22 protein-coding genes are annotated in these 24,303 nt (G+C 42.6%); 15 read left to right on the forward strand and 7 right to left on the reverse strand.

Annotation, left to right across the window (positions count from 1 at the left end):
- Positions 1-23: 23 nt before the first annotated feature.
- Positions 24-422, reverse strand: a complete 399-nt coding sequence (locus FSB76_RS19580; RefSeq protein WP_147056301.1) for a response regulator — start codon at positions 420-422, stop codon at positions 24-26.
- Between the two features lie 220 nt (positions 423-642).
- On the opposite strand from FSB76_RS19580, the gene gldG reads away from it, so the two are divergent.
- From gldG to FSB76_RS19605, 5 genes are all read left to right on the forward strand, one after another.
- Positions 643-3,048, forward strand: coding sequence for a gliding motility-associated ABC transporter substrate-binding protein GldG (gene gldG / locus FSB76_RS19585; RefSeq protein ID WP_147056304.1), 2,406 nt, complete (start codon positions 643-645; stop codon positions 3,046-3,048).
- A gap of 33 nt (positions 3,049-3,081) precedes the next feature.
- Positions 3,082-4,206: a DNA polymerase III subunit beta gene (gene dnaN, locus FSB76_RS19590; protein ID WP_147056306.1), complete on the forward strand. Its 1,125-nt coding sequence runs from the start codon at positions 3,082-3,084 to the stop codon at positions 4,204-4,206.
- Positions 4,207-4,719: 513 nt separating this feature from the next.
- Positions 4,720-5,439 carry a DUF4397 domain-containing protein gene (locus tag FSB76_RS19595; protein ID WP_147056308.1) on the forward strand — a complete coding sequence of 240 codons (720 nt, stop codon included), beginning with the start codon at positions 4,720-4,722 and terminating at the stop codon, positions 5,437-5,439.
- Positions 5,440-5,443: 4 nt separating this feature from the next.
- Positions 5,444-6,187: a DUF4397 domain-containing protein gene (locus FSB76_RS19600; protein WP_147056310.1), complete on the forward strand. Its 744-nt coding sequence runs from the start codon at positions 5,444-5,446 to the stop codon at positions 6,185-6,187.
- Positions 6,188-6,428: 241 nt separating this feature from the next.
- Positions 6,429-7,082 (forward strand): DedA family protein, encoded by a 654-nt coding sequence (locus tag FSB76_RS19605; RefSeq protein ID WP_147056312.1) that lies wholly within the window; start codon positions 6,429-6,431, stop codon positions 7,080-7,082.
- A 129-nt stretch (positions 7,083-7,211) separates the two neighbouring features.
- Here the strand turns inward: FSB76_RS19605 and FSB76_RS19610 are convergent, their stop codons facing one another.
- The 4 genes from FSB76_RS19610 to FSB76_RS19625 all read right to left on the reverse strand — a co-directional run bounded on the left by FSB76_RS19610 (position 7,212) and on the right by FSB76_RS19625 (position 10,782).
- Positions 7,212-7,958 (reverse strand): TMEM175 family protein, encoded by a 747-nt coding sequence (locus tag FSB76_RS19610; RefSeq protein ID WP_147056314.1) that lies wholly within the window; start codon positions 7,956-7,958, stop codon positions 7,212-7,214.
- A gap of 344 nt (positions 7,959-8,302) precedes the next feature.
- The gene (locus tag FSB76_RS19615; RefSeq protein WP_147056316.1) at positions 8,303-8,995 is read right to left on the reverse strand and encodes a TapB family protein; all 693 of its coding nucleotides are present in this window, start codon (positions 8,993-8,995) and stop codon (positions 8,303-8,305) included.
- A gap of 84 nt (positions 8,996-9,079) precedes the next feature.
- Entirely contained in the window at positions 9,080-9,958 is an 879-nt protein-coding gene (locus FSB76_RS19620) for a zinc dependent phospholipase C family protein (protein WP_225976253.1), read from the reverse strand.
- Between the two features lie 65 nt (positions 9,959-10,023).
- Positions 10,024-10,782, reverse strand: coding sequence for a class I SAM-dependent methyltransferase (locus FSB76_RS19625; RefSeq protein WP_147056318.1), 759 nt, complete (start codon positions 10,780-10,782; stop codon positions 10,024-10,026).
- A gap of 338 nt (positions 10,783-11,120) precedes the next feature.
- Here FSB76_RS19625 and rpsT point away from each other — a divergent pair, with 338 nt between their 5' ends.
- The 3 genes from rpsT to FSB76_RS19640 all read left to right on the forward strand — a co-directional run bounded on the left by rpsT (position 11,121) and on the right by FSB76_RS19640 (position 12,628).
- Positions 11,121-11,375: a 30S ribosomal protein S20 gene (gene rpsT, locus FSB76_RS19630; protein WP_090642860.1), complete on the forward strand. Its 255-nt coding sequence runs from the start codon at positions 11,121-11,123 to the stop codon at positions 11,373-11,375.
- A gap of 85 nt (positions 11,376-11,460) precedes the next feature.
- Positions 11,461-12,159, forward strand: a complete 699-nt coding sequence (radC, locus tag FSB76_RS19635) for a RadC family protein (RefSeq protein ID WP_147056320.1) — start codon at positions 11,461-11,463, stop codon at positions 12,157-12,159.
- Between the two features lie 58 nt (positions 12,160-12,217).
- Complete coding sequence (locus tag FSB76_RS19640; protein WP_147056322.1) at positions 12,218-12,628, forward strand: hypothetical protein; 411 nt, start codon at positions 12,218-12,220, stop codon at positions 12,626-12,628.
- A 138-nt stretch (positions 12,629-12,766) separates the two neighbouring features.
- Here FSB76_RS19640 and FSB76_RS19645 read toward each other — a convergent pair whose 3' ends face one another.
- Positions 12,767-13,978 (reverse strand): IS4 family transposase, encoded by a 1,212-nt coding sequence (locus FSB76_RS19645; RefSeq protein ID WP_147052667.1) that lies wholly within the window; start codon positions 13,976-13,978, stop codon positions 12,767-12,769.
- 154 nt (positions 13,979-14,132) lie between these two features.
- Between FSB76_RS19645 and pheT the strand changes: the two genes are divergently transcribed.
- From pheT to FSB76_RS19670, 5 genes are all read left to right on the forward strand, one after another.
- The gene (gene pheT / locus FSB76_RS19650) at positions 14,133-16,532 is read left to right on the forward strand and encodes a phenylalanine--tRNA ligase subunit beta (protein ID WP_147056323.1); all 2,400 of its coding nucleotides are present in this window, start codon (positions 14,133-14,135) and stop codon (positions 16,530-16,532) included.
- Between the two features lie 103 nt (positions 16,533-16,635).
- A complete protein-coding gene (locus FSB76_RS19655) occupies positions 16,636-16,926 on the forward strand; it encodes a hypothetical protein (RefSeq protein ID WP_147056325.1) in 291 nt (96 codons plus the stop codon).
- A 21-nt stretch (positions 16,927-16,947) separates the two neighbouring features.
- Positions 16,948-17,238 (forward strand): cell division protein ZapA, encoded by a 291-nt coding sequence (locus FSB76_RS19660; protein WP_090642882.1) that lies wholly within the window; start codon positions 16,948-16,950, stop codon positions 17,236-17,238.
- Between the two features lie 232 nt (positions 17,239-17,470).
- Positions 17,471-19,036 (forward strand): ribonuclease Y, encoded by a 1,566-nt coding sequence (rny, locus tag FSB76_RS19665; RefSeq protein WP_147056327.1) that lies wholly within the window; start codon positions 17,471-17,473, stop codon positions 19,034-19,036.
- Positions 19,037-19,101: 65 nt separating this feature from the next.
- A complete protein-coding gene (locus FSB76_RS19670) occupies positions 19,102-19,647 on the forward strand; it encodes an Mpo1 family 2-hydroxy fatty acid dioxygenase (protein ID WP_158642938.1) in 546 nt (181 codons plus the stop codon).
- Between the two features lie 24 nt (positions 19,648-19,671).
- Here FSB76_RS19670 and FSB76_RS19675 read toward each other — a convergent pair whose 3' ends face one another.
- Positions 19,672-19,995 (reverse strand): ArsR/SmtB family transcription factor, encoded by a 324-nt coding sequence (locus FSB76_RS19675; protein WP_147056331.1) that lies wholly within the window; start codon positions 19,993-19,995, stop codon positions 19,672-19,674.
- Between the two features lie 257 nt (positions 19,996-20,252).
- Between FSB76_RS19675 and FSB76_RS32210 the strand changes: the two genes are divergently transcribed.
- Together FSB76_RS32210 and FSB76_RS19680 are read left to right on the forward strand one after the other, a co-directional pair.
- A complete protein-coding gene (locus tag FSB76_RS32210; RefSeq protein ID WP_158642939.1) occupies positions 20,253-20,426 on the forward strand; it encodes a hypothetical protein in 174 nt (57 codons plus the stop codon).
- Between the two features lie 544 nt (positions 20,427-20,970).
- Positions 20,971-24,222 carry a TonB-dependent receptor gene (locus FSB76_RS19680; RefSeq protein WP_147056333.1) on the forward strand — a complete coding sequence of 1,084 codons (3,252 nt, stop codon included), beginning with the start codon at positions 20,971-20,973 and terminating at the stop codon, positions 24,220-24,222.
- Positions 24,223-24,303 lie beyond the last annotated feature (81 nt).

The raw sequence follows: 24,303 nt of genomic DNA on the forward strand, positions 1-24,303 counted from the left end.
ACCCAATTAGAAGCTTTTTCCTGTTACGCCGCCGAGTACCTTAAATAGGTATCGTTTAAAGTTTGTTTACTAAAAGGTTTTGAAACAAAGGATTTGACGAACGGATAATTCTTTGATCTTGAAAAGTCCCTGGGATCGATGGATGATGATACAATATATACGTCTACTGTTTTCTTAAAAAGGGGAATTAACTCCTTAAATTGAGCCAGGAATTCCCACCCGTTAAAATCGGGCATATGAAGATCCAAAAATATCAGATCAGGAAGCTTGTCATTAAAACCACTGTTTTCCCTAAGCGACTCAACTTGTAACCGGGCATCCGAACTATGTGTAACGTGTTGAAACAAGTTACCTGAATCAATCATCCGTTGTAAAATCAGGTGTTCAATCGGGTTATCGTCAATTATCAAAAGCCGGCACATATCTCTTTACGTTTATAATGGACGTTATGCAAATTCAATGCCAAGTAGTTCATTGGTTCACTTGTTCATTAGTTCATTGGTCTTTTCTGGTGGGGTTGCCTGATAGATAGGAGGCATTCATCCAAAAAAACATTTGCCCGCCATGCCCGCGTTCCAATGAACCTTTCCACTTTAAATATTATTATCGTAATTTCGGCGTTTCAGCATATTATATACAGCAGTGCTTAGCATCCTCAAAAAAGAAATAACATCATACCTCAGCTCGCTGGTGGCTTATGTTACCATTGGCGTTTTTTTATTGGTTTTGGGTTTGTTCCTTTGGGTATTTCCCGATTCCAGCATCCTGGATTATGGTTACGCGGGTCTCGACAGCCTTTTTAGCACAGCACCCTACCTGTTCATGTTCCTGATACCGGCCATCACCATGCGCTCGCTGGCCGAGGAACGTAAAGAAGGTACTTTTGAACTGCTTTTTACCCGCCCGTTAAAAGACTGGGAAATTGTGTTGGGCAAATACTTTGCCTGCCTGCTCATTGTACTATTTGCACTACTGCCTACGCTAATTTATTACTACTCGGTAAGCATATTGGGCACACCACAAGGCAACATTGATACCGGCGCCGTTATCGGTTCGTACATCGGGTTGTTTTTATTGGGTGCCGCATTCGCGGCTATAGGCCTGTTTGCATCGTCCATCACCAAAAACCAGATTATTGCCTTTACCATCGCGGTTTTCCTGTGTTTCTTTTTTTACAACGGGTTCGATTCATTAAGCCAGATGCTTTCCCTGCAGGATCTGGGCCTGCAAAGCCTGGGCATTACACAGCATTACCAATCGGTAAGCCGCGGTGTGTTGGATACGCGCGATTTGATTTATTTTTTACTGGTAGCCAGCGCATTTATATGGCTTACCTTATTTATACTGATTAAGCAGCGGCAAAAGCAGCTAAATACTACGGTTATGGTTGGCTTGCTGTCGGCTTTTATATTGGTAGGTATTATTGCCCAATTTGCCTTTACCCGGTTTGATTTTACCACCGAAAAACGCTTTACCATATCGCCTATCAGCCGGAAAATTATAAGCGATTTGCCAAAGCCGGTAAAAATTACAGTTTACCTGCAAGGCGGTGGCCTACCTGCCGGCATGAAACGCCTGCAAGGTGCGGCCCGCGATATGATAACCGATTTAAAGGCTTATAGCCATGGTAATATCCAGTTTGAATTTGTCGACCTGTTATCAACAATTAAAAAGCTGCCCGATGATAAGCAAAAAGAAGCTTACGAGGATTTTGAAGCCAAAGGCGTAACAGGCCAAAATATCAGCTTTAAAACTGACGATGGCGTATCGCAAAAATTAATATTCCCCGAAGCTGTTGTAAAATCGGGCGACAAGGAAGTGGTGGTAAACCTGGTGCAAACGCGCATCGGCTCATCGGATGAGGAGCAGATCAATATCTCGGTGCAAAACCTGGAGTATGCCTTTACATCGGCTATTAAAAAGGCGGTGAGCGGCGGCAAGCCGCAGATTGGTTTTACCGAAGGCCATCATGAGCTTACCGATTTACAGCTGAATGATGCCATGAAATCGTTGTCGGATGGTTTCGAGGTGGGCAGGTTAAACCTGGCTACTATTCCGTTTAAGGCTTTGCAAAACATTAAACTATTGGTTATCCCCAAGCCCGACCAGAAGTTTACCGAACTGGAAAAGTTTAAGCTTGACCAGTACATTATGCGCGGCGGCAAAGTGCTGTGGACTATTGACCAGGTAAGCGCCGAACTGGATAGCCTGCGCGGCCACGGCGGTGAGCAAATGTCGTTCCCCAAGCAGCTTAACCTTGACGATCAGCTGTTTCGTTACGGGGTGCGCATCAATTACGATTTGATTGCCGATATGAGCTGTTCGCCCATACCGGTAAGTACCGGTGAGGTTGGCGGCCAGGCACAAATCCAAATGCTGCCCTGGTTGTATTATCCGCTGTTTATGCCCTATTCCAAACACCCGATAGTAAAAAACCTGGATGCCATACACAGCGAATTTGCCAGCACAATCGATCTGTTGGATACTAAAAACGTTAAAAAAACTATCCTGCTGGCATCGTCGCCCTATAATAAAAAGATAAGCGCGCCGCATATTTTATCACTGCAGGCATTGGAGCAGGAGCCAAACCCCAAGGATTTCCAGGGAACGCCAAAAACAGTTGCTGTACTGCTGGAAGGTAAGTTTGTATCCGACTGGCGCAACCGCCCGCTGCCCGATAGCCTGGGCGAGGCCGTAACCATTATACCCGAAAGTGTACGTACTAAAATGGTGGTTATAAGCGATGGCGACATTTTAAAAAACCAGATTGGCCGTGATGGATCGCCATATCCGCTGGGGTACGACCATTACACCCAGCAAAGCTATGGCAATAAAAACCTGCTGCTTAATATTGCCGATTACATGACAGACGATTCGGGCCTTATCGCCCTGCGTACCAAAGAGATCAAGATCCGCCTGCTTAACCGCGCCCGCATCCGTAACGAAAAATTGTACTGGCAACTGGTAAATACGGTTGGCCCGCTTGCTTTAGTGTTAATATGTGCTATTTTTCAACATTATATCCGCAAGCGGAAGTATGCCCATTAAATTTTATATTTTTGATAGATTAATTAGACCCATATGAGATTTATTGTTTCTACCACAACTTTACTCAAACAACTGCAGGCAGTAAGCGGTGCCCTAAGCAACAGCACTGTTTTGCCCATACTGGAAAACTTTTTGTTCGAGATAAAGGAAGGAAACTTAACCATTTCTGCAACCGACCTGCAAACCAGCATGACCACTTCCTTAACTGTTGAAGCTAAGGAAAATGGCCGCATAGCCATACCATCGCGTATTTTGTTAGAGACCCTGAAATCGTTACCGGAACAACCGGTAGCATTTTCGGTTGATGACCAAACCTTTGCTATCGAGATAAACGCCGGTGATGGTAAATACAAACTAAGTGGCGAAAATGGTGAAGATTTTCCGAAGATACCCGTTGTTGAAAATGCATCTTCAGTTAACCTGCCGGCATCTGTTTTGGCCGAGGCTATTAACAAAACCATCTTCGCGGTAAGTAACGATGAGCTGCGCCCCGCCATGACAGGTGTTTACTGCCAGTTAAGCACACAGCATCTTACTTTTGTAGCTACCGATGCCCACAAACTGGTACGTTACCGCCGTAAAGATGCCAAAGCCGCAAGCACTACCGCGTTTATTTTACCTAAAAAAGCTTTAACGTTGCTTAAATCGGCCTTGCCTAATGACGATGTAAACGTATCTGTAGAGTATAATTCAACCAGTGCGTTTTTTAAATTTAACCACATTAACCTTGTTTGTAGGCTGATAGATGAGCGTTACCCTGATTACGAAGCGGTTATCCCACAAAATAATCCTAATAAATTAACTATCGACAGGCTTACCTTCCTGGGTTCGTTAAATCGCGTGGCTATTTATGCCAACAAAACAACTCACCAGGTTAGGCTTAAAATAAACGGCAGCGAGTTGAACATATCGTCAGAAGATATTGACTTTGCAAACGAGGCCCACGAACGCTTAAGCTGCCAATACGAGGGCGATGACATGGAAATTGGTTTTAACGCAAGATTTTTAATAGAAATGTTGAAGAATTTAAGTTGCGAAGAAGTATCTTTGGAGATGTCAACTCCAAACCGTGCAGGCTTACTGTTGCCGCAGGGTGGGGATGAAAATGAAGATGTGCTGATGCTGGTTATGCCGGTGATGCTCAATAGCTATGCTTAAGTGTAAACTTAAATTATAAATCCAAAACAAGAGTCCGGCTTTAAAAACCGGACTTTTTTGTTCGATGCAGATAACAAATGTTTCGGGTGGGAGTTATTAGTGATGGGAATGTAAAAGGGTATATCGCATGGCAGCGACGACTCACCCCGACGAGGCTCCGCCCGTCTGCCCCTCTCTCCGACTTCGTCGCATAGAGGAGCGAAAAAAAGAAAAATTGGGGTTTACCCTCTTTGCGGCTTTAGCCGGAGATAGGGTGGCCAGCGTAGCGTAGCCAGGGTGAGTTGTAGCCGGCGTTCAAACGAATATTTGTGTAAACTACAACACGTCATGGCTCGATACGAGGCATCTGTGAGTTTTTGTCATGCATGGCTGATCGATCCTTCGTACCACAGGATGACAAAGCATCAGGATAGAATGTTACCTTGGTTTCGTGTATTGAAAAAACGGCCACAGGCACATAAAAAGAATATTAATAAAACTTAAGGCTTACGACTTAAGACTTTGGACTTAACTATGAACACCAGGATAAAGGTTTTATTTTTTATTGCAATGGCTGTTGCCTGCTGGGCATCCTGTAAAAAGAGTAACGATGCACCTGCCAGTACATCAACGGTAACCGCACTTGTTGATGTGGTAAATGTATCAAACGCCAGTGTTAATTTTTATATAAACGGTACGCGTTTTAATAATACATCAACTTTTTATTCAGGCGGTTCGCTTGGTTATCTTACAGTGCCAGCCGGTACTAAAAATTACTCATTTAAGGTTGATGGCGCTTCTACACCGTTTTATAACAAACCTTTCCAGGCCGATTCGGCAACAGATCATACTATATATATTGCGGGCCAAAACAGCGACGATGTATTTAGTACCCTTGATACCCTGGTGCTCGATACCGCCAGTGCAATAAAGGCCAAATATGCCCGGGTAAGATTTGTAAATGCTTCGGCCAGTGCAGGCAATATGAGTTTTGTGTTGAGAGGAACTGGAACGGCTGCGATAGATACTCCCTGGAAGACAAATATTGCTTTTAAAACATCAACAGAATTTACCCGTATTAAACAGGGAGTACATTACATAGGTATATATCGGGCAGCCTATCCAACTTTACCTAAAGTTGATACCGTAACATTAACCGCGGGTAAAATTTATACATTTTATGGGTATGGTACGGCTTTGCCAGCGGGCAACGGTAGTATTCTTGTAGGTTTATTTAATAGCGGCAGCGAATAATAAAATGAATAATAAAAATAAAAACGGTCTGTTCATATGGTTACTTACCGGCACACCATTGGTGATGCTGCTGTGTTTTGCAGCATCATGCGGCAAATCATCTAACATCACGGGTACTAACACCCGGCTGCAAATTGTTAACTTAAGTTCGGATGTGCAACCGTTAAATTTGTATCAGAATTCGGTTAAGCAAAACACAACTACATACACTTACCCAACCAGCTCAGGTTATTTCACCCTGGCTACCATTACGCCGCCCCTGCAGTTTCGGCAGGCTACCGCCGCTGCTTTGAATATTCCTTTTGAGATAGATACTATTTTAAGAAGCAATGCCAAGTACACCATTTTTTTAACAGGTTACCTGGCCAATGGTACTATCAAAAACTCCATCCTGTCGTTAGATACCGCAACGGTGCCACCAATTGGCCGTGGGCTGGTAAGGTTTCTGCATGGTTCTCCTTCATCGGCCACCCTGGATTTAAGGGCAAACGATACTTTGCTTACCGATAAAGCAGGTGTTGCATTTAATACCCTGACACCATATGTTAAAGTACCAACCGGTAATTATACCTTTACTATAAACGTGCACAGCACTCCAACAAAAACAGAATACAAACTGAGCAACGTTAGCATATTGGACGGACGCGCTTACACCATTTATACCCAGGGCATAGTAGGCCGAACAGATTCTGTTGCCTTTGGCGCTGCAGTATTAACCAATAATTTGTTGGAAAAAAAAACGCAGTAGACGGGAGTTTAATCCTACTTGGTACCGGTTATTGCGAATGTAATCCGGTTAAGATGTTCTTCTCGCAAAAGAACCAGTCCGCAATTTATTCACTTATTTTTCTTTGCGCCATTGCGTCTTTGCGCGAATTAAATTTTATCCTGTAATCAGATACAATCATTTGCTTCCCTCGCAAAAGTTTAAAAGCGATTACGTCCGGCTTTTCTGTTTATATTCCTATTTTTGGGCAAAATTTAAAAAAGTGGAAGTAATAAAAAGCATCATCGATTTTATATTGCATATAGATAAGCACCTGGTACAAATAACCAGCGCCTACCAGGGTTGGACATACCTGATACTGTTTGCCATTATTTTTGCTGAAACCGGTTTTGTTGTTACCCCATTTTTGCCCGGCGATTCGCTGCTGTTTGCTGCAGGCGCCCTCATAGCCGGCGGTAATTCAGGATTGGATATTTACCTGCTGGCCATAATACTGGTAGTTGCAGCATTTGCCGGTAACACAGTAAACTATCTGTTGGGCAGTTACCTTGGCCCCAAAGTGTTTAAAGAACAAAATAAGATACTGAAGCTTGATTATTACCTTAAAACCAAAGCTTTTTTTGATAAGCATGGCGGTAAAGCGGTAATCTTCAGTCGCTTTTTGCCCATCATCCGCACAGTGGCGCCGTTTGTAGCAGGCGTTGGCCATATGCCATTTTTGCGTTACAGCCTCTACAATATTGTGGGCGGGGCTGCCTGGGTGCTTAGTTTTTTAATGATAGGCTTCTTTTTCGGCAATATACCGGTAATCAAAGAAAATTTTACCATTGTGGTAATGGTAATTATACTGGTATCGGTAGTGCCACCCATTTATGCAGCTATAAAGGCTAAAACAGGCAAGAATACAGCCGGGTAATAAAAGCCCTGGCTTACTGCACTGAAATTAAACATATATAATTGCATTGGTTAACCATTAGACCGATTGTACCATACGCTTTCCTTGTTTATCTTAAGCCAGGAAGTTGTGACACCCTACTTTCTGATATCAGGCGGTAGTGCTGGCAACAACACCTTCGCCAAACAAAACTCTGCTTTTTTTGCCCCGGCGCGAAAACCAAACAGTATAGGCAACCGGAATTGAGCAATACAGAAAGCCCGAAACGCCGGCCAGGGATGGAAAAATGATGCCAACCGACATAACTACCACACAAATACACATGCCAATAAAATTGATGCCGGTTACGGTTTCGGTATCAAACAGTTCGCGCTCGCTTAAACCAATTTGCGCGGCATTTTTGGCCGCGTGCCGGTACATCAAATAAAACAACAGGTATATCACCAAAAAACCCGCACCATATATCAGCATGAGTGGTTGTGTTTGCCCATTGCGCATCATCGGATATTCGTGGCCGTTTTTGGCATACATCCCATCCGAAAACGAGAACAATAACATGGAAAGGAATTTTAACGGATAGGTATATATAAGCACTACAAAAAGCAGTACAGCATTTACCAGTATGGTATAAAAATCATTAAGGGCGTACCTGCGAAAGTAAATGTTCTGGTTGTTCCAGATCTGGAAAAGCAGGGCGAAACAAACGCCAAAACTAATGGTGCCCTTCATGGTCTCCATCAACTCATCAAATGATTTGGGTACTTCGATAGATACAATGATGAGTGTTAAAGCGAATGCGAAAACAGCATCGCTAAAGGTTTCAATACGCGATGGTTCGTGGCTGCGCCATTCAATGCTGTTTGCCTTTTTGTGAAGGTTAGCTGCTTTTTTTCTCATATTAGCTTTGCTTTTGTGCTAACAATTTCACGTATTTTTTGCAGATAAACAAATTACGGGAGACATGTGCAGTTGATGGTGAAGGAATTATGGGGAAATGCTTACCGGCAATTGTTAATATTCCCAACCACCGTATTTAATATTGGGGATATCTGTTTTATCTGTTTTCCTTATTTTTCGATTTCGCTGGCTTTTTAACCATTTCCTAAACCCCGACTTTGGTTTTATACTGTGTTTTTGAGTGAATTTATGCTCAATTTGATAATACTGTAAAGCCATTTGCTTATTGCTGAAGTAATGAAGATATCCTATTAATTAAACAATCGTAGGGCCACGATGGTAGCTCAGTTAATAGCATCAAGCAGGGTTGTAGCCACCAGTTTTCCATCCTTGCCATAAGTTTCTGATTTGGCAAAACGGCCCAGCTTTGGTGCAAACCATTCAATCACTTTTATTTGAAAGGGGATGGATGCACCCATCATGCTAATCCTGAAAATGATATCATTGGTTATCTTAAAGCAATCAAAGCTGCCGGCTTTGGTTGTTACCTTCTCCTGCTTTTCAACCTTGCGGTTATTAATATTTAATTGTACCTGGCCCATTTGGGTGCCATTGTTGCCAATATTAATATTAAGCGCCCCGTCATCAAGCTTTTGCCCGCTTTTAAGGTTAATGGGGTAGCTCAGGTATTTGGTATCGCCGGTCATCTCCATGTTACCCAATTGCCTTAACGAAGCCGCGGGGATAAACGTTTTCATGTCAATTTTTATAGCCTGCCCGGTACATATGATTTCGGAATTTCCGCTGCCCATTGATTTGCCTGTCTTATCAAACAGCTCTATCCGGGCGTTTACGGTGGCGGCATCCTTTTTATTGGTATTGCACACCATCGATCCCATTGGCTTGCTATCGCCGCCCTGGTTAATGTATGTGAATTTTTTGCCGTTTACATTGCTGATGAAAGGGCTGCAGTTTTGCGCCGATGCATGGCAAATAAATGAGGTAAGAAAAATTATAGCAGGAATTAATTTTTTCATGGAATTGATTTTACTGAAGCTTAAAACTACAAAACACCTATCATATTGTATTGGTCAACGGTCGAATAATCAAAAACTCCCCCTTTAGGGGGCTGGGGGGCTTAAGTTAGGCTGCCCGGCATCTACCCAGGCCGAATACCAGAAGCTGCCCACCGAAAGTATGGACGCCCGCATTTTTCGTTCTACCATGCCTTTCAACATTTTTTGATAGGCAAGGCTGTAGGCTTCCGAATAATCTTTTACCTCTTTTTTGCCATGCAGCACCATACTGTACTTTTTATCGGCCGGGAAGTTTTTGCTCAATATCCTCTCGAAACGTAAAACCGTATCCACGCTTTTAAATGATGCCCTGCAAATCCGGAAAGCCTCTGCCAATGGGTTTTCTATATAACGCGCCTTGCCGGCTTTTAAATTGTACTTATCGGCAAAAAGTTCGGGTATGTGGCTTTCCCATAGCGCATGGATGCCGGTTTGGGTGGTAAACTGCCCATTGTAGTTGACGGTAAGGTGCAACGGCACATGAGCATCGGCAATGTAATGCCCAAGGTTGGCCGATGTATTCAGGATAGCCAGTGTGTCATGGGTTTTAAACGCCCTTACCAGTTTATAATACTGGTATTGGATGGTCCAGGGAACGGTGCCGTATTTATTTAATGTATCGGTGGTGTATTTTGCAGCGGCGTCCTTCCATTTTTGCGGCATAGCGGCCCAGGGTTTTTTGCCATAATGGTCGGCATCAAAAAAATGCCGGGGTGCTTCGGTAGAGTCAACGTAGCGGCGTTTGTCGGCGCTTACGGCATGCTGTTCAATGTAATCGATATTGGCTTTGTAAAAGCCTATCATACCCTTAGGCAGGGTATAAACGGCCAGCTTGTTGATGCGGTAATGCGCAAAGAAGCCCCAGGAAGAGCACAGTAATATTAACCCGATACCCGTTAGGCTTAAAAGGATGGCGCGCTTCATAAGGGTAAATATGGGTTTAAGTTTTGGTATTTGAGAATGTGCATTTAATTGGGGGCCAAATTGCCTCACAACTTCCCCACATATACCTTCGTATCATAATTAATGGTAATAAAACCTTCCTGTTGATACCGGGCGAAAAGTATCTCCAGGTCATTCATCATCGGCTCATACCCCGCCTCGTCACACGTAGGCATGTATGATGATGATAACAGCCGCCCTGTTAGTCCTTCAAAATCAAAAACCTGTTTGTTTGGAAACACGTTGAGTCGGAAAGTTTCGGGAGCAAAAAAGGCGCCTATCTGTTCATTATTGATATTACGGTGATCAACCTTCACATAATCATTGCCATGCTTAATGATGAGTTGGTCGTACTCTATCTCAAAATCCGAACTTGTTTTCCGTTCGTTCCATATCAGTGCCACAATCCCGTCAGGTGTTAGCACCCGCTTAAACTCCGCCCTTGATTTTTCCCTGTCGAACCAGTGGAAGGCCTGGCCGGCTATGATAAAGTCGATACTGCCGCTTTCCAGGCCGGTATTTTCGGCGGTGCCGTTCATGGCCTTAAAGCCGGGATAATTGCCCAATAGCTCAACCGATTTAGCGCGCATCTCCTGGTTAGGCTCAATGGCGATAACTTTGTATCCGGCGTCAAGAAACAGGGCCGTGGATATGCCGGTACCAGCGCCAATATCGGCGATAAGTTTGTCGGTGGATAACTCGTAATCGTCCTCCAAAAATTCTACAATAGTTTTGGGATAGTGAGGCCGGTACTTTACATAATCGTCTACCCGGTTGCTAAACCTGGTTGTGCTGTTGTTGGTCATTGTTAAGTTGATTAAGTTGGATTGGGTTGGATTGGATTAAGTTGATTGAGTTGAGATTAAGTTGATTCGTTTGAGCTTATTACGATGATTTGTATACATATAAACAATAGGCCATTGTTGCGAAATGTTTTAAAAACTTTGCCATCATCCCAACTTAATCAACCTAATCTAACCCAAATAACCAATCAACTAATTTGCCCTTTAACGGTAACTTAATCAACTCAATCTAACCCAATCAACCAATAAACTAATTTGAAAAAACTATTTGCAATAATCAAAATATCGCCCTATATTTGCAGTCCTTAAAATAAGTAGAAAAAAGAATAACAAGCTATACGATGGCAAATCATAAATCATCTTTAAAAAGAATCAGGTCAAACGCTGCGAAGCGTCTGCGCAACAGGTACCAGGCTAAAACAACCAGGAACGCTATAAAAAAATTAAGAAACACTACTACCAAAGCCGATGCTGCTGCATTGTTAGGTAAAGTGATTTCTATGCTTGATCGTTTGGCTAAAAAGAATGTTATTCACAAAAACAAAGCTTCAAACAATAAATCGAAGCTTACTAAATTTGTAAACGGCTTAAGCTAAACTATAGCTTTTCAATATAAAAAAGAGGATTGTATCATTGGTACGATCCTTTTTTTGTTTCCACGCTTTTTCATACTTTAATGCCGTGGAAAACTACGAAAACAAGATCGGCATAAAGTCATGGGCCGAAGCCGACCGTCCGCGCGAAAAACTCAGCGGCCAGGGCCGCCGGGCATTAACCGATGCTGAGTTGATCGCCATCCTCATAGGCTCTGGCAGCCGTAATGAAACCGCTGTTGAGCTAAGCAAGCGCATCCTGCACCATTACGAAAATGATTTGAATAAGCTTGGAAAGGCTTCGATTTCAGAACTTTCGAAATTTAAAGGAATAGGGGAAGCCAAGGCTATCTCTATTATAGCGGCCCTTGAAATTGGCCGCCGCCGCAACGATACCGAAAGCCAGGCCCCGGATTATATCAATTCCAGTCGTGACGGCTACAACATTATGCGCCGCCATTTGATGGACCTGAACCACGAAGAATTCTGGATAATTTTATTGGGCCGTTCACAAAAAGTGTTGGGTAAAGAATTGATTAGTAAAGGAGGTTTAGCCGCCACCGTTTGCGACCCTAAAATTATTTTCCATGCCGCCCTGCAATACCAGGCCAGCGGTATCATACTGGTGCACAACCATCCCTCGGGCAATCTTAAGCCCAGTCATGAAGATATTATGCTTACCAAAAAACTCTCTGCCGCAGGCAGGATGCTGGATATGAGTGTGTTTGACCACCTTATAATTACTGATAATGGGTATTTTAGTTTTGGAGACGGGGATTTGATGTAAGGTTAGATGTGCAGATTACAGATTTCAAATGTGCAGATGTATTTTTATCTTTTAGTTTATGAGTTTTAACTTTTTAAAAAAGCTATTTAAAAATAATAAGGCAATTGAGTACAAAGTATCAACCTTGCTCGATATAAAAGAAGTGGATGATGAACTTCTAAATATTTTTGAAAAGTTAACGTCAGAACAAAGAATAAGAAACGTCATCTATCACGGCGATTCGGGAAAAAAAGAGTTATTCCCGTTGTTAAAATGGGTTATCTTTTATGACCATGATAGAAACGCAAAATTTGCAGCGTTGAAGCGAATACATTTATTTAAGGATAATCCTGATTTGATAACGGTGTTAAGTGAATTACCAAATCATGTCAATACAAGAGAATTGGAGCCTTATTACTCAATGGCTTTAAGCCGCGTTGGCATAATTTCTCTGGATGATTTTAAAGAAAGAATACAAGATGCAAAGTAACTATTCTTTTATCGCTTTCAGATAGTTCATCTGCACATCTGAAATCACTGTTGTCCGGGGAAATTTATAAACACAGAAAAAACCGGCTCCCAATTAAATCAAGGCAGTTTTAGGTGGTAATTCAAAAATCAAGGCCCTTTAGAAAAGCGTAGCCGCAGTTGGTTCAGGCGGCTTGTAGTTCAACAAGGCTTTCTCTGGGTCAAAAAGGAAAGCCATCAGGTTGATATAGGTCATCAGGTGATGCTTGACCATAGCTGCTAAGTTAGCGTAAGACCATTTCCGTTTGCCGGCTTTGTTGACTTGGGAAAGGACGATCTGGACAAGGAGGTCGCATATCAGCATAGACCAGACCTGTATTTGGATAGCATTGACATTATCCCCCAAAAAGTACCTCAACGGGTATCGCTGCTTGATGCGTTTGAACAGTAATTCTATCTGCCACCGTTTTTTATACAAAGCAGCGATCTGTTCGGGCGCAAGAGTGGGCTCGTTGGTAATGAACGCGAGCTCTTTCTGGGTGGCAGGGTCCTTAAAAACGACCCTGCGGGCCCGGATAAGGGATACTTTGCGCCTGTTGCTATGCCGTCCAAGCAGCAGGGACTGGTCAGCTATTACCCCCTGTTCGGATGAATAGGTAGAAACAGGGGATTCGGACAACAACTGGTAGTTTGCATCATTCTTCTGCCGGGTAACCCAGGCAATGCCCTGTGCGCCCCACGCCTCGAATTGTTTATAATTGGTATAAGCCCGGTCAAAGACGACTATAGAGCCTGGCGGTACCTGTACTTCCTGCAGGAATACAAGGTCGTGGTGCCTGGCTTCCGTAAGTAAGGTAAAACAGGGCAAATTATGTTCCGCATCGATCATTACGTGGGCTTTTATCCCGCCTTTCCTTTTGCCATTGCTTTTCGACATACCTGCACCGCCCATAATATTCGAGAAAAGGGAGATCGTGGTCGAATCGATAATGAAAAGCTTCTTAAGCGAAGGGCGGCTGTCCGGTAAACTTCCGTAGAAATATCTGTACAGTTGATGATAGGCCGCCGCGAAGAAATCAGCCGGGCGCCTGCTATTGGCATCCGACAGCGTGCTCCTGCGTGGGGTATTGGTCAACCCCAGATGGAGAAGCCTGCTTCGGTTCGCCTGTAACCCCGTAACCAATTCACGCAGGGAAAGGCATTGGAAAAAGCCTTGGTAGAGCATCGTGACCAAGTGGTCGTAACTCATGAATGACTTACAATACCTATCGGCAGAATACTTTTGGCTTTGCTTTGAAACAATATGGCGGGGGATCAAACTAAGCAATTGTGCGAATACCGGCTGTCCGCTAAAAAAATTATCTTTGGGCATAAAGAATAGTTTGGTGTGGTAACTAAAGCTACTCTTTTAAAAGGAGGTTATGCCTCCTTTTTTATTTCCCCGGACAACAGTGATCTGAAATCTGCATATCTGCACATCACTATTCACCCTAAATTGTATCTTTGCCGATTATCATTTCTGAATAATGAAGATATCGTATAATTGGCTTAAAGAATTTATTGATACCGATAAAACTCCGCAGGAAATTTCGATCATCCTTACCGGTACCGGTTTGGAGGTGGAAAGCCTGGAGAAAGTACAACCTATTCCTGGTGGCCTGGAAGGGCTTGTGATTGGTTTTGTAAAGGAGAGTGTTGCTCATACCAATTCAGATCACCTGCACGTTACTAAAGTTGACGTAGGTGGCCCCGAAGACCTGCAAATTGTTTGCGGCGCCCATAACGTGGCCGCGGGCCAAAAAGTGGTTGTAGCCACTGTAGGTACTACCATATATCCAACCGTAGGCGAACCATTTTCGATTAAAAAATCGAAGATCCGTGGCGAGGTATCTGAAGGGATGATTTGTGCCGAAGATGAAATTGGTTTGGGTACCGACCATGCCGGCATCATGGTACTGGATGACGACGCCGTAGTAGGATCGTTGGCTAAGAACTACTTTAAATTGCACGACGATTATATGTACGAGATAGGCCTTACGCCTAATCGTGCCGATGCCGTATCGCACCTGGGTACAGCCCGAGATATTGCCGCGTTTTTGAAAATTGGGATCAGGAAACCCGATGTAAGCGATTTTAAGGTTGATGATACCAGCCGCACGATCGAGGTAGTGGTTGAGAATGAGCAGGCAAGCCCCCGTTATGCCGGCTTAACCATCAGCGGTGTTGAGGTTAAAGAATCGCCAAAATGGTTAAAAGAGAGGTTGGCTGTAATTGGTCTGCGTTCTATCAACAATATTGTAGATGTTACCAACTACGTGTTGCATGAATTGGGGCAGCCGCTGCATGCTTTTGATGCTGATGAAATAACAGGTGGCAAGGTGCTGGTTAAGAACTACCCGGAAGGCACTGTTTTTAAAACCCTGGATGATGTTGATCGCAAACTATCAGAAAACGACCTGATAATAGGCAACACCGAAGAGCCAATGTGTATTGCCGGTGTTTTTGGTGGTGCAAAATCTGGTGTTAAAGAATCTACCAAAAATATCTTTTTGGAGAGCGCTTATTTCAATTCGGTATCTGTACGTAAAACGGCCAAGCGTCATGGTTTAAAAACGGATGCATCGTTCAGGTTTGAGCGTGGTACCGACCCGGATATGCCGGTATTTGCTTTAAAGCGAGCTGCTTTGCTTATTCAGCAGGTTGCGGGTGGTAAAGTATCGTCGCAAATTTCTGATCATTACCCGGCCCCGGTTGCGCCTTTTGCGTTTGAGGTTACTTATAAAAATATCGACAGGCTCATTGGCCAGCAAATTACTCATGGCGAGATCAAGGCGATCATCGAGGCGCTTGACATTAAGATAGTGGGTGAAACTGCGGATTCGCTATCATTAGAAGTTCCTCCATATCGTGTTGATGTAACCCGCGAGGTTGATATTGTGGAAGAAATCCTGCGCATTTACGGATATAATAATATTCACATCCCAACTCAAATCAGGGCGTCGCTTAACAATTCGCAAAAAAAGGAGAAGGATACGGTTCAAAACCAAATCTCGGATTTGCTGACTGCCAATGGCTTTAATGAAATACTATCAAACTCGTTAACAAAATCTGCCTATTCAGATAACCTGGACGTGGCGGTGAAAATTTTGAACCCGCTGAGCAGCGACCTTGATGTAATGCGCCAAAGCTTGCTGTTTTCAGGATTAGAAGCTGTCGCCTATAACCAAAACCGCCGTGCCGCCGATTTAAAGTTTTATGAATTTGGTAAAGTATACAGCGTTAAGGACGATAAATATAGCGAGGTACAACGCTTCTCGGTATTCATCACAGGCGCTGATGCTGCCGAGCAGTGGAACCAAAAACAAAAGCCGGTTTCGTTTTATAACCTGAAGGCAATTGTCGATGGTATTTTGCAACGCTTAAACATCACCGATTTTGTGGTTGAAGATGCCACCTGCAGCAAACTGGCCTTCGGTTTACAATACATGCTGAATGGTAAACAACTGGTTAAGTTTGGCCCGGTTGGCGCTAACGCCCGGAAAAAAACCGATGTAGATAAAGAGGTTTTTTATGCCGACTTTAATTTCGATATGGTGCTGAACGCGGTACGCAAAAATGTGATTGTTTACCAGGAGGTTTCTAAATTTCCGGCCGTAAGGCGCGATCTTTCTATGCTGATAGATAAGTCGGTTTCGTTTGGTCAGTTAAAACAGATTGCCCAGCGTACCGAGCGCAAGCTTTTAAAGGAAGTAAGTGTATTTGACGTTTACCAGGGCGATAAGTTGCCTGCCGGTAAAAAATCATACGCGCTGAGCTTCATCATCCAGGACATTGAAAAAACGCTGACCGATAAAGCCATCGACTCGGTAATGCAGAAATTAATTTATAATTTAGGAAAAGAAGCAGGAGCGGAGATAAGGAAGTAATTATTGAATTACTGATTTATTGAATTAGTGAATAAGATTCGCTTTTTTATTAAATCGGTAAAAAAATCAATAATTCACTAACTCAATAATTCAATAATTAAAAATGCCTTCAGTAGCAGAACAGTTAAACAAGATAGTTGATAAAACCGAAAGGTTAATTGAGCTTTGTGCTGCTTTACAGGAGGAGAATGACCTGTTGAAGCTGGAGAGTGAGGCGCTTACTGTTGCACTTGATGCAAGTAAAAATAAGACGAAAGACCTGGAAGAAAAGCTTCGTGTATTGAAACTTGCAAAATCATTTTCAGAAACAAATGAAAAAAGTGTTGACATTAAGCAAAAAATTAACGACTTTGTGCAAGAAATAGATAAGTGTATTGTATTATTGAAAAAATAGTACAAAAAGTGAAAAGCTCAAATGGGAGAAATCTCAATAAAAATAAATATTGCTGACAGGGTTTACCCCTTAAAGGTAAACATGGAAGAAGAAGAGATAATACGCAGGGCGGCTAAACTAATTAACGACCGGATAAAGGAATATCAGGAAAATTATGCAGTGAGGGATAAGCAGGACTTGCTTTCGATGTGTGTGTTGCATTATGCCACATCATCGTTAAAGGCAGAGAAGAAGGTGAACAACGAGGATACCGATGTTGCCGAAAAGGTGTACCAGTTAGACCACATGCTGAACGAATTTTTTTCGAAGTAATAAACGTTCTTTACATAACATACAGAGCACATTTAAGATTTAACCGCAGTTAAATTTTAGGTTTCACTATTAAAAACTTAACGCTTCAATATGAGCGGATCAAAGAGGCATGCGTTACTACAAGTATTAGCGTAACCCATGATTCCAATATCCGAAATGAGGTTTTTCAATACATGATACTTAAAAATTAGTTGCGGTTTTTTTATATACATACATACCCAATAAACCTAAAATGGACATATTACTATACGTTATTATCGGACTACTCGTGGGCCTCGGCCTCGGGATAGTCATCGGGCGCTTCCTATTACGGAAGCTTTTTAAAGACCAGGAGACATCGGCACAAAATAAAGTAAAAAAGATTTTAAAGGATGCTGAAAACAATGCCGAGATCCTGAAGAAAAACAAGTTACTGGAAGCCAAAGAGAAGTTTTTGCAAATGAAAGCCGAACATGAGCAGGAAGTAACCAACAAAAACAACAACATTAACCAGCGCGAAAACGGTGTAAAACAAAAGGAGCAATCATTAAACCAGCGCCTGGAGAACATGAACCGCAAGGAAAATGAGCTGGATAATACCCGCAAAAACCTGGAGAAACAAACCGAGATTGTTGTTAAAAAACAGGAAGAGGTTGATATCCTGAAAAATTCACACCTGCAACAGTTAGAAACCATTGCCGGCCTATCGGCCGAGGAGGCTAAAAACCAGTTGGTTGATAACCTGCGCGAGGAAGCCCGCAGTAAGGCCATGATCCAGATAAAGGACATTGTGGACGAGGCTAAGCTTACCGCTACCAAAGAAGCTAAAAAGATAGTTATCCAAACCATCCAGCGTACCGCTACCGAAAGTGCTATCGAAAACACGGTATCGATATTTAATATCGAGAATGACGAGATCAAGGGCCGTATCATCGGTCGCGAAGGCCGTAATATCCGTGCTTTGGAGGCGGCCACAGGTATCGAAATTATTGTTGACGATACCCCGGAAGCCATCATCTTATCTGGCTTTGACCCGGTAAGGCGCGAGATTGCAAGGTTGGCCATGCATCGTTTGGTAACAGACGGGCGTATCCACCCGGCACGAATCGAGGAGGTGGTTGCCAAAACCAAAAAGCAAATTGAAGAGGAAATTGTTGAAATAGGCGAGCGTACCGTTATAGACCTTGGTATTCATGGTTTACACCCTGAACTGATCCGTATGGTTGGCCGTATGCGTTACCGTTCATCTTACGGGCAAAACCTGTTGCAACACTCGCGCGAGGTTGCCAACTTCTGCGCAACTATGGCGGCCGAATTAGGTTTAAACGTGAAGATGGCTAAACGTGCCGGCTTATTACATGATATTGGTAAAGTGCCTGATGATAACCCGGAGCTGCCGCACGCTATTTTGGGTATGCAATTAGCAGAGAAATATAAGGAGCATCCGGAAGTTTGCAATGCGATAGGGGCCCACCACGACGAAATAGAGATGACCTCGATGCTATCGCCGATAATACAGGCTTGCGATGCTATATCAGGAGCCCGCCCCGGTGCACGCCGCGAGGTGGTTGAAAGCTACATCAAACGTTTAAAAGAGCTGGAAGAGCTGGCACTATCATATCCAGGTGTCGAAAAAACATTTGCTATACAGGCCGGCCGCGAATTGCGTGTGGTTGTTGAAAGCGAGAAAATAAGCGATGCGCAATCAGAAGTTTTGGCGGCAGATATTTCAAACCGTATCCAAACGGAAATGACATATCCGGGCCAGATAAAAGTTACCGTGATCAGGGAAACCAGGTCGGTGGCATTCGCCAAATAGTTTTATAACAAAAAATCAATACAAACCCTTTCGGCTTATACCCGGAAGGGTTTTATATTTGTACCGTGGCCAGCAAAAAAACAGCAAACAATAAAGACGGGGCGCAAGCCGATGCCAAAGCTAACGAAAGTATTGCCCAACAATACATTAACAGGTATGCGCTAAGTCATCAGGACCCGGCCAACCGGGTGATACATTATATATGTGTGCCATTGTTAATGTTTAGCATATTTGGCTTGCTATGGGCTATTCCTTTTCCCTACTTTAAATTTTTAGGAACGTATAACGGGTATTTTAACTGGGCGTCATTTGCCATTGCTGTAGCAGTATATTATTACCTGCGGATATCGCCGCTTATTTCGTACACCATGTTGTTTGTATTGTTAGGATTCAGTTATCTTATCATGACGCTGTTAAGCTGGCAAACAACAGGCGGCCCGGCAATGTGGCTGGTGTGCCTTATTATTTTTATTCCTTCGGTAAGCCTGGTATTAATTGGTAACACCCGCGAAAAAACTTTCTCGCAATATGGGCTTAATATAAAGTCGTTGCCCGTAGCCCCGGTGGTATTAGTATATCTTCTTTTAAAGAAGCTTCGTATCAATAGTTAAATTGCCGGGAATCCATTTTGCTTGTTATGTAATGGTAAAACTGTGTATTGCTTGAAACAAGCTGGCAAACCTGTAAGCCATTTGCTCAAATAAATGCTCGTCTACGCTATATTTTATATGGCCTTTGTAGCCACCGGCTTTTATTATGCCCAATGTTCTTAGTTCGGCAATATGCTTATTGATGGTTTCATGATGAAACGGAATCTGGTAAAAGTTTTGTTTTGTAATGGCATTGCCATTATCAATTATGGTACGTATGATTGCTATACGTACAGGTAAGGCAAGTGCTTTGGCAAAATTGGCCAACTCGTTATCTGTATTTGAGAATTTTGAATCAGTAAATGGCATATCAGATCAATGGATGAAATTGAATTTTTACATGTGTTTTGATGATGGCTTAACACGCTGGTTTAATACCTTTTGGGTAAAACAAGGTTTAGCTGAGGGTGAAAAATCAGGGTATGATTTTTTACCCTTGGTTGATAAACAAATGTTGCAATCAAATTCGCCAGGATCGTAAAACGGAAAGGACTTTATTGGAGTATATCAGCCTGTTTGTAAAGCTTAAGTTTGTCAACCTGGCTTTATAACTCAGGTTAGTTATATTGCCGACGAATAAGCTTACCGAGGGAGCCGTTAACGATACATCGATATTCTTGCTTAAAATAACCCTTGGGCGTGATAAAAATGCCGGTGGTATTGATTTTGTATTTTTACTCCGGGATAATGTTGTGCTGATTTGTTTGGTTGTGCTGATACTAACGCCCGGCAAATTATAATAGCCAGAAACGCGGTTAGCATTAGGACAACGGGTAACATACAGGCACGAAAAAATAAAGTACAGCCCGGCGACTAATGAAGAGAAAATCTTTGTGCCCATTTTAGCCCTGATCATAATTTGCCGGAAATGACTGTTTAAAAAATAAAGATACATAGCTAATATTAACAAGGTGTTAATTTTTGATTAGGATAGTATTGGCGTAAACCATTGGATTAATCATTTTTAATAATTATATCATGAAAAAGCGGTGCTACGAATATGAGCCTGCGGGCGAAATAACTTCCTGCTAATTATGCTTTGTATAGCGCATTATGCCGAGCTTTCGTATAGGTTAAATTGGTGCCAGCTCAGCGAAAACAACGTCTGTGTAAAATAAAGATTAAATTCCCGGTAGCAAATTGGTTGATAAGGCTGTATTCATCCAGATTTAATATAAAACATGGAATAGCTTAAAGTTACATTAAACAGGTGTTAATATAATAATACAGTGTTAACATAGGGATAACATTGCGCGTGCACCTTTGTGTTCAAATAAAACACAAATGAAAAAGTTATACTTTATCCTTTTATCACTGCTCATTATTGGGGTTGCTAATGTTGCCAGCGCGCAAATTACAACCTCGTTAGTAAGCGGGAAAGTTACCGACCAAAAAGGCGTTACATTGCCTGGAGTAACTATCACCGTACTTAACACAAGTACCGGTACACGCTACGGCTCGCAAACCAATGCCGATGGCCGTTACACAATTGCCAACGTTAATCCGGGTGGCCCCTACACCATTACTGCTTCTTTTATTGGCTTTAAAAAAGATGAAAGAACAGATATTACTTTAAGTTTAGGTACAACAACCTTAAACTTTGCCCTTGCCGATGAAACCACAACGCTATCGGAAGTAAAAATTAAAGGTACTGCAGGCGGCACCAAAACAGGTGCAAGCACCCGCATTAACCAAAACCAAATTAAAAACCTGCCTTCAATTAACCGTAGCCTGCAGGATTTAACAAGGTTAACACCACAAAGCAATAACAACTCTTTCCAGGGAACCAACTATCGTTACAACAACGTAACCCTTGATGGTGCCATTAATAACGATGCAATTGGTTTTAGCCCATCATTAGGTGGCCAAAACAATGCTTCGGGCCAGGTTGGTAGCAGTACCCGTACAAGCCCGGTATCTTTAGATGCTATCCAGGACGTTCAGGTATTGGTTGCTCCTTATGATATCAAAATTGGTAACGTATTAGGTGGTAGTATAAATGCGGTAACCCGTAGCGGTACAAACGATTTTACCGGCGCAATTTATGGTTACGGCCGCGGTTCCTTTTTAGTAGGTCCCAACAATGCATCGGCCGCTGCCGGTGGCGATGGTTCAAAACTGCCAACAAGTTTCCATGATTACCAAACAGGTATCCGTTTAGGTTTCCCTATCATCAAAAATAAATTATTCTTCTTTACCAACGAAGAAATTGCCCGTCGCCAGGATCCGGTTATCCGCGGAGCCGATGCAAGCGGTTCAAGCCAGATCCTGAGCCTGCAGGATGCTCAAAACCTTACCACTGCTTTCAAAAGCTTTACAGGTGGTTTAAGCCCAGGTACTTATCAAAATACTTCAATTTATTCAAAATCGAACAAATTTTTTAACCGTTTAGATTGGAATATCAACGATAACAACCAGTTAACTATCCGTAATAATACCATTTCATCTACGGCTACCAACCTGGAGCGCGATCAGCAAAACTTCCGTTTTGGCGGTATTGACTATGTATCTCATAACAACTCAACTTCAACCGTTGCCGAGTTAAAATCAAGGTTTTCAAACAGCGCCAGCAATAGCCTGGTTATTGGTTACTCAAATGTACACGATTACCGCGATCCTACTTCAGATCCATCGTTGCCGCAAATAGAAATAACAGGCCGCACCCCAGGTACTACCATATTTATGGGTACCGACCGCGAGGCAGCCATATTTGATATGCACCAAAAAACTGCTGAGTTTACCGATAACTTTACCTTAACCAAAGGCAGGCACACATTTACATTTGGTACACACAACGAGTTTTATAACATCACTTATAACTTTGTTAACTCATGGAACGGCCGCGTTGCTTACAGCAGCATCGAGAACTTTATTAACAACGTTCCGTCACGTGTTCGTGCTAACTTTAACTATACCAACAACAGCCGCGACTATATATTGGCTAATCCATCTGCTAAATTTAATGTTGACCTGTTAAGCTTATATGGGCAGGATGAAATTCAGGTTACAGATAACTTTAAACTGACCGCCGCTTTACGTTTTGATTATGCAGGCATACCTAACAAACAGCCACTAAGCAGCAAAACAACAGGTGCTGCCAGTGACTTGAACTACGGTAATACCTTTACTTATACCAAGCCCCGCGATATCAAACAAAATTATTTGAACAACGTTGAAATAAACCCACGTGTGTCGTTCAACTATGATGTAAATGGCGATCAAAGCCTGATTATACGCGGTGGTAGCGGGTTCTTTACAGGCCGTGTACCGTTTGCATGGTTTGGTTATGCGTTTTATAACAACGGCGCAACATATGGCGCTTATGATAGCAAAGCGGCTCAAAAGGCTGGCACAAACCCGGTTTCTACTTCGCCAAATGGCCGTTTAGATTATGTTAACGCGCAGGGCTTTAATACTGCATCTACCGGTGCAACCCAGGTAGATTTAATTGATAATAAATTTAAAATGCCGCAGGTTTGGAGAAGCAGCTTAGCTTTTGACTATACAACCGACGACCAGTGGAAATTTACTTTGGAAGGTATTTATACCAAAACCATCCATGACCTGAAATTTCAACAGGTAAATACCAAGGATAGCGTAACTTATTATACTTACGATACCCAAAAACAACAACCAATATTTGTTAACCAGAAAGTTAGCTCATCATTCACCAATGCTTATGAGTTATCAAACACAAGCCTTGGCTACCGTTATAGCATCACAGCACAGGTAGGTAAAACCTTTCCGTTTGGCTTAAGCGGTAATGTTGCCTATACTTATGGTCATTCAAAAGATGTTACCAATGGTATCCGTAACTCAATGGAGTCAAACTGGCAGTTAAACCAGGCTTTAAATCCTAACAACCCGGGTTTAGCCAATTCAAACTTTGATATCCGTCACCGTATCGTATCAAACCTTAACTTAAGGCACGATTGGGATGCTGCTAAAAACTATACTGCAAACTTTACCTTCTTCTTTAGCGCACAATCTGGTAACCCTTACACTTACGGTTTTTACCCAAGCGCTATCGACGGAACCGGCCAACAGGTTAGTTTAGCTTATATCCCTAAACAAGGCGAAACTGTTAACTTCTTTACTGATATAGTAGGTGGCAAAACTGCTGCCGAGCAAGCTGCTGCGTTTGATGCCTTCATCGACAAAAACAGCTACCTGTCATCACGTCGTGGTAACTTTACCCAACGTAATGCAGCTTTCACGCCATGGAATAATCAATTAGATTTCCGTTTTTCGCAAGACTTTAAATTTGGTGGCAAACACAAACAGGTTATTACTTTTACCTACGATATTGTTAACCTTACCAACTTGCTTAACAAAAAATGGGGTCAGTATTATTTCTCGGCCAATACCTTCAACTCAACATCAAGCATTGGTTTAACTCCAAAAACTACACCATCGTTTGCTAATGCAGCAACAACCTATCCTAAATATACATTCCAGGATCCTGGATTGCCTTATTCGGTTGATTTGTTTGCTTCACGCTGGCAAATGCAGTTTGGTATCCGTTACGGATTTTAATAACCAAACAACATAGTTAATATTAAAACGTCCCTGCCGGTTTATCCGGCAGGGACGTTTTTCGTTTTACTGAAATTTGCC

The organism is Mucilaginibacter ginsenosidivorax (assembly GCF_007971525.1).
Taxonomy (GTDB): domain Bacteria; phylum Bacteroidota; class Bacteroidia; order Sphingobacteriales; family Sphingobacteriaceae; genus Mucilaginibacter; species Mucilaginibacter ginsenosidivorax.

Coding starts and splice junctions, on each gene's coding strand:
- FSB76_RS19580 (WP_147056301.1), bottom strand. CDS start 422: ATGTGCCGGCTTTTGATAATTGACGATAACCCGATTGAACACCTGATT.
- dnaN (WP_147056306.1), top strand. CDS start 3,082: ATGAGATTTATTGTTTCTACCACAACTTTACTCAAACAACTGCAGGCA.
- FSB76_RS19595 (WP_147056308.1), top strand. CDS start 4,720: ATGAACACCAGGATAAAGGTTTTATTTTTTATTGCAATGGCTGTTGCC.
- FSB76_RS19600 (WP_147056310.1), top strand. CDS start 5,444: ATGAATAATAAAAATAAAAACGGTCTGTTCATATGGTTACTTACCGGC.
- FSB76_RS19610 (WP_147056314.1), bottom strand. CDS start 7,958: ATGAGAAAAAAAGCAGCTAACCTTCACAAAAAGGCAAACAGCATTGAA.
- FSB76_RS19615 (WP_147056316.1), bottom strand. CDS start 8,995: ATGAAAAAATTAATTCCTGCTATAATTTTTCTTACCTCATTTATTTGC.
- FSB76_RS19620 (WP_225976253.1), bottom strand. CDS start 9,958: ATGAAGCGCGCCATCCTTTTAAGCCTAACGGGTATCGGGTTAATATTA.
- FSB76_RS19625 (WP_147056318.1), bottom strand. CDS start 10,782: ATGACCAACAACAGCACAACCAGGTTTAGCAACCGGGTAGACGATTAT.
- rpsT (WP_090642860.1), top strand. CDS start 11,121: ATGGCAAATCATAAATCATCTTTAAAAAGAATCAGGTCAAACGCTGCG.
- FSB76_RS19640 (WP_147056322.1), top strand. CDS start 12,218: ATGAGTTTTAACTTTTTAAAAAAGCTATTTAAAAATAATAAGGCAATT.
- FSB76_RS19645 (WP_147052667.1), bottom strand. CDS start 13,978: ATGCCCAAAGATAATTTTTTTAGCGGACAGCCGGTATTCGCACAATTG.
- pheT (WP_147056323.1), top strand. CDS start 14,133: ATGAAGATATCGTATAATTGGCTTAAAGAATTTATTGATACCGATAAA.
- FSB76_RS19655 (WP_147056325.1), top strand. CDS start 16,636: ATGCCTTCAGTAGCAGAACAGTTAAACAAGATAGTTGATAAAACCGAA.
- FSB76_RS19660 (WP_090642882.1), top strand. CDS start 16,948: ATGGGAGAAATCTCAATAAAAATAAATATTGCTGACAGGGTTTACCCC.
- rny (WP_147056327.1), top strand. CDS start 17,471: ATGGACATATTACTATACGTTATTATCGGACTACTCGTGGGCCTCGGC.
- FSB76_RS19675 (WP_147056331.1), bottom strand. CDS start 19,995: ATGCCATTTACTGATTCAAAATTCTCAAATACAGATAACGAGTTGGCC.
- FSB76_RS19680 (WP_147056333.1), top strand. CDS start 20,971: ATGAAAAAGTTATACTTTATCCTTTTATCACTGCTCATTATTGGGGTT.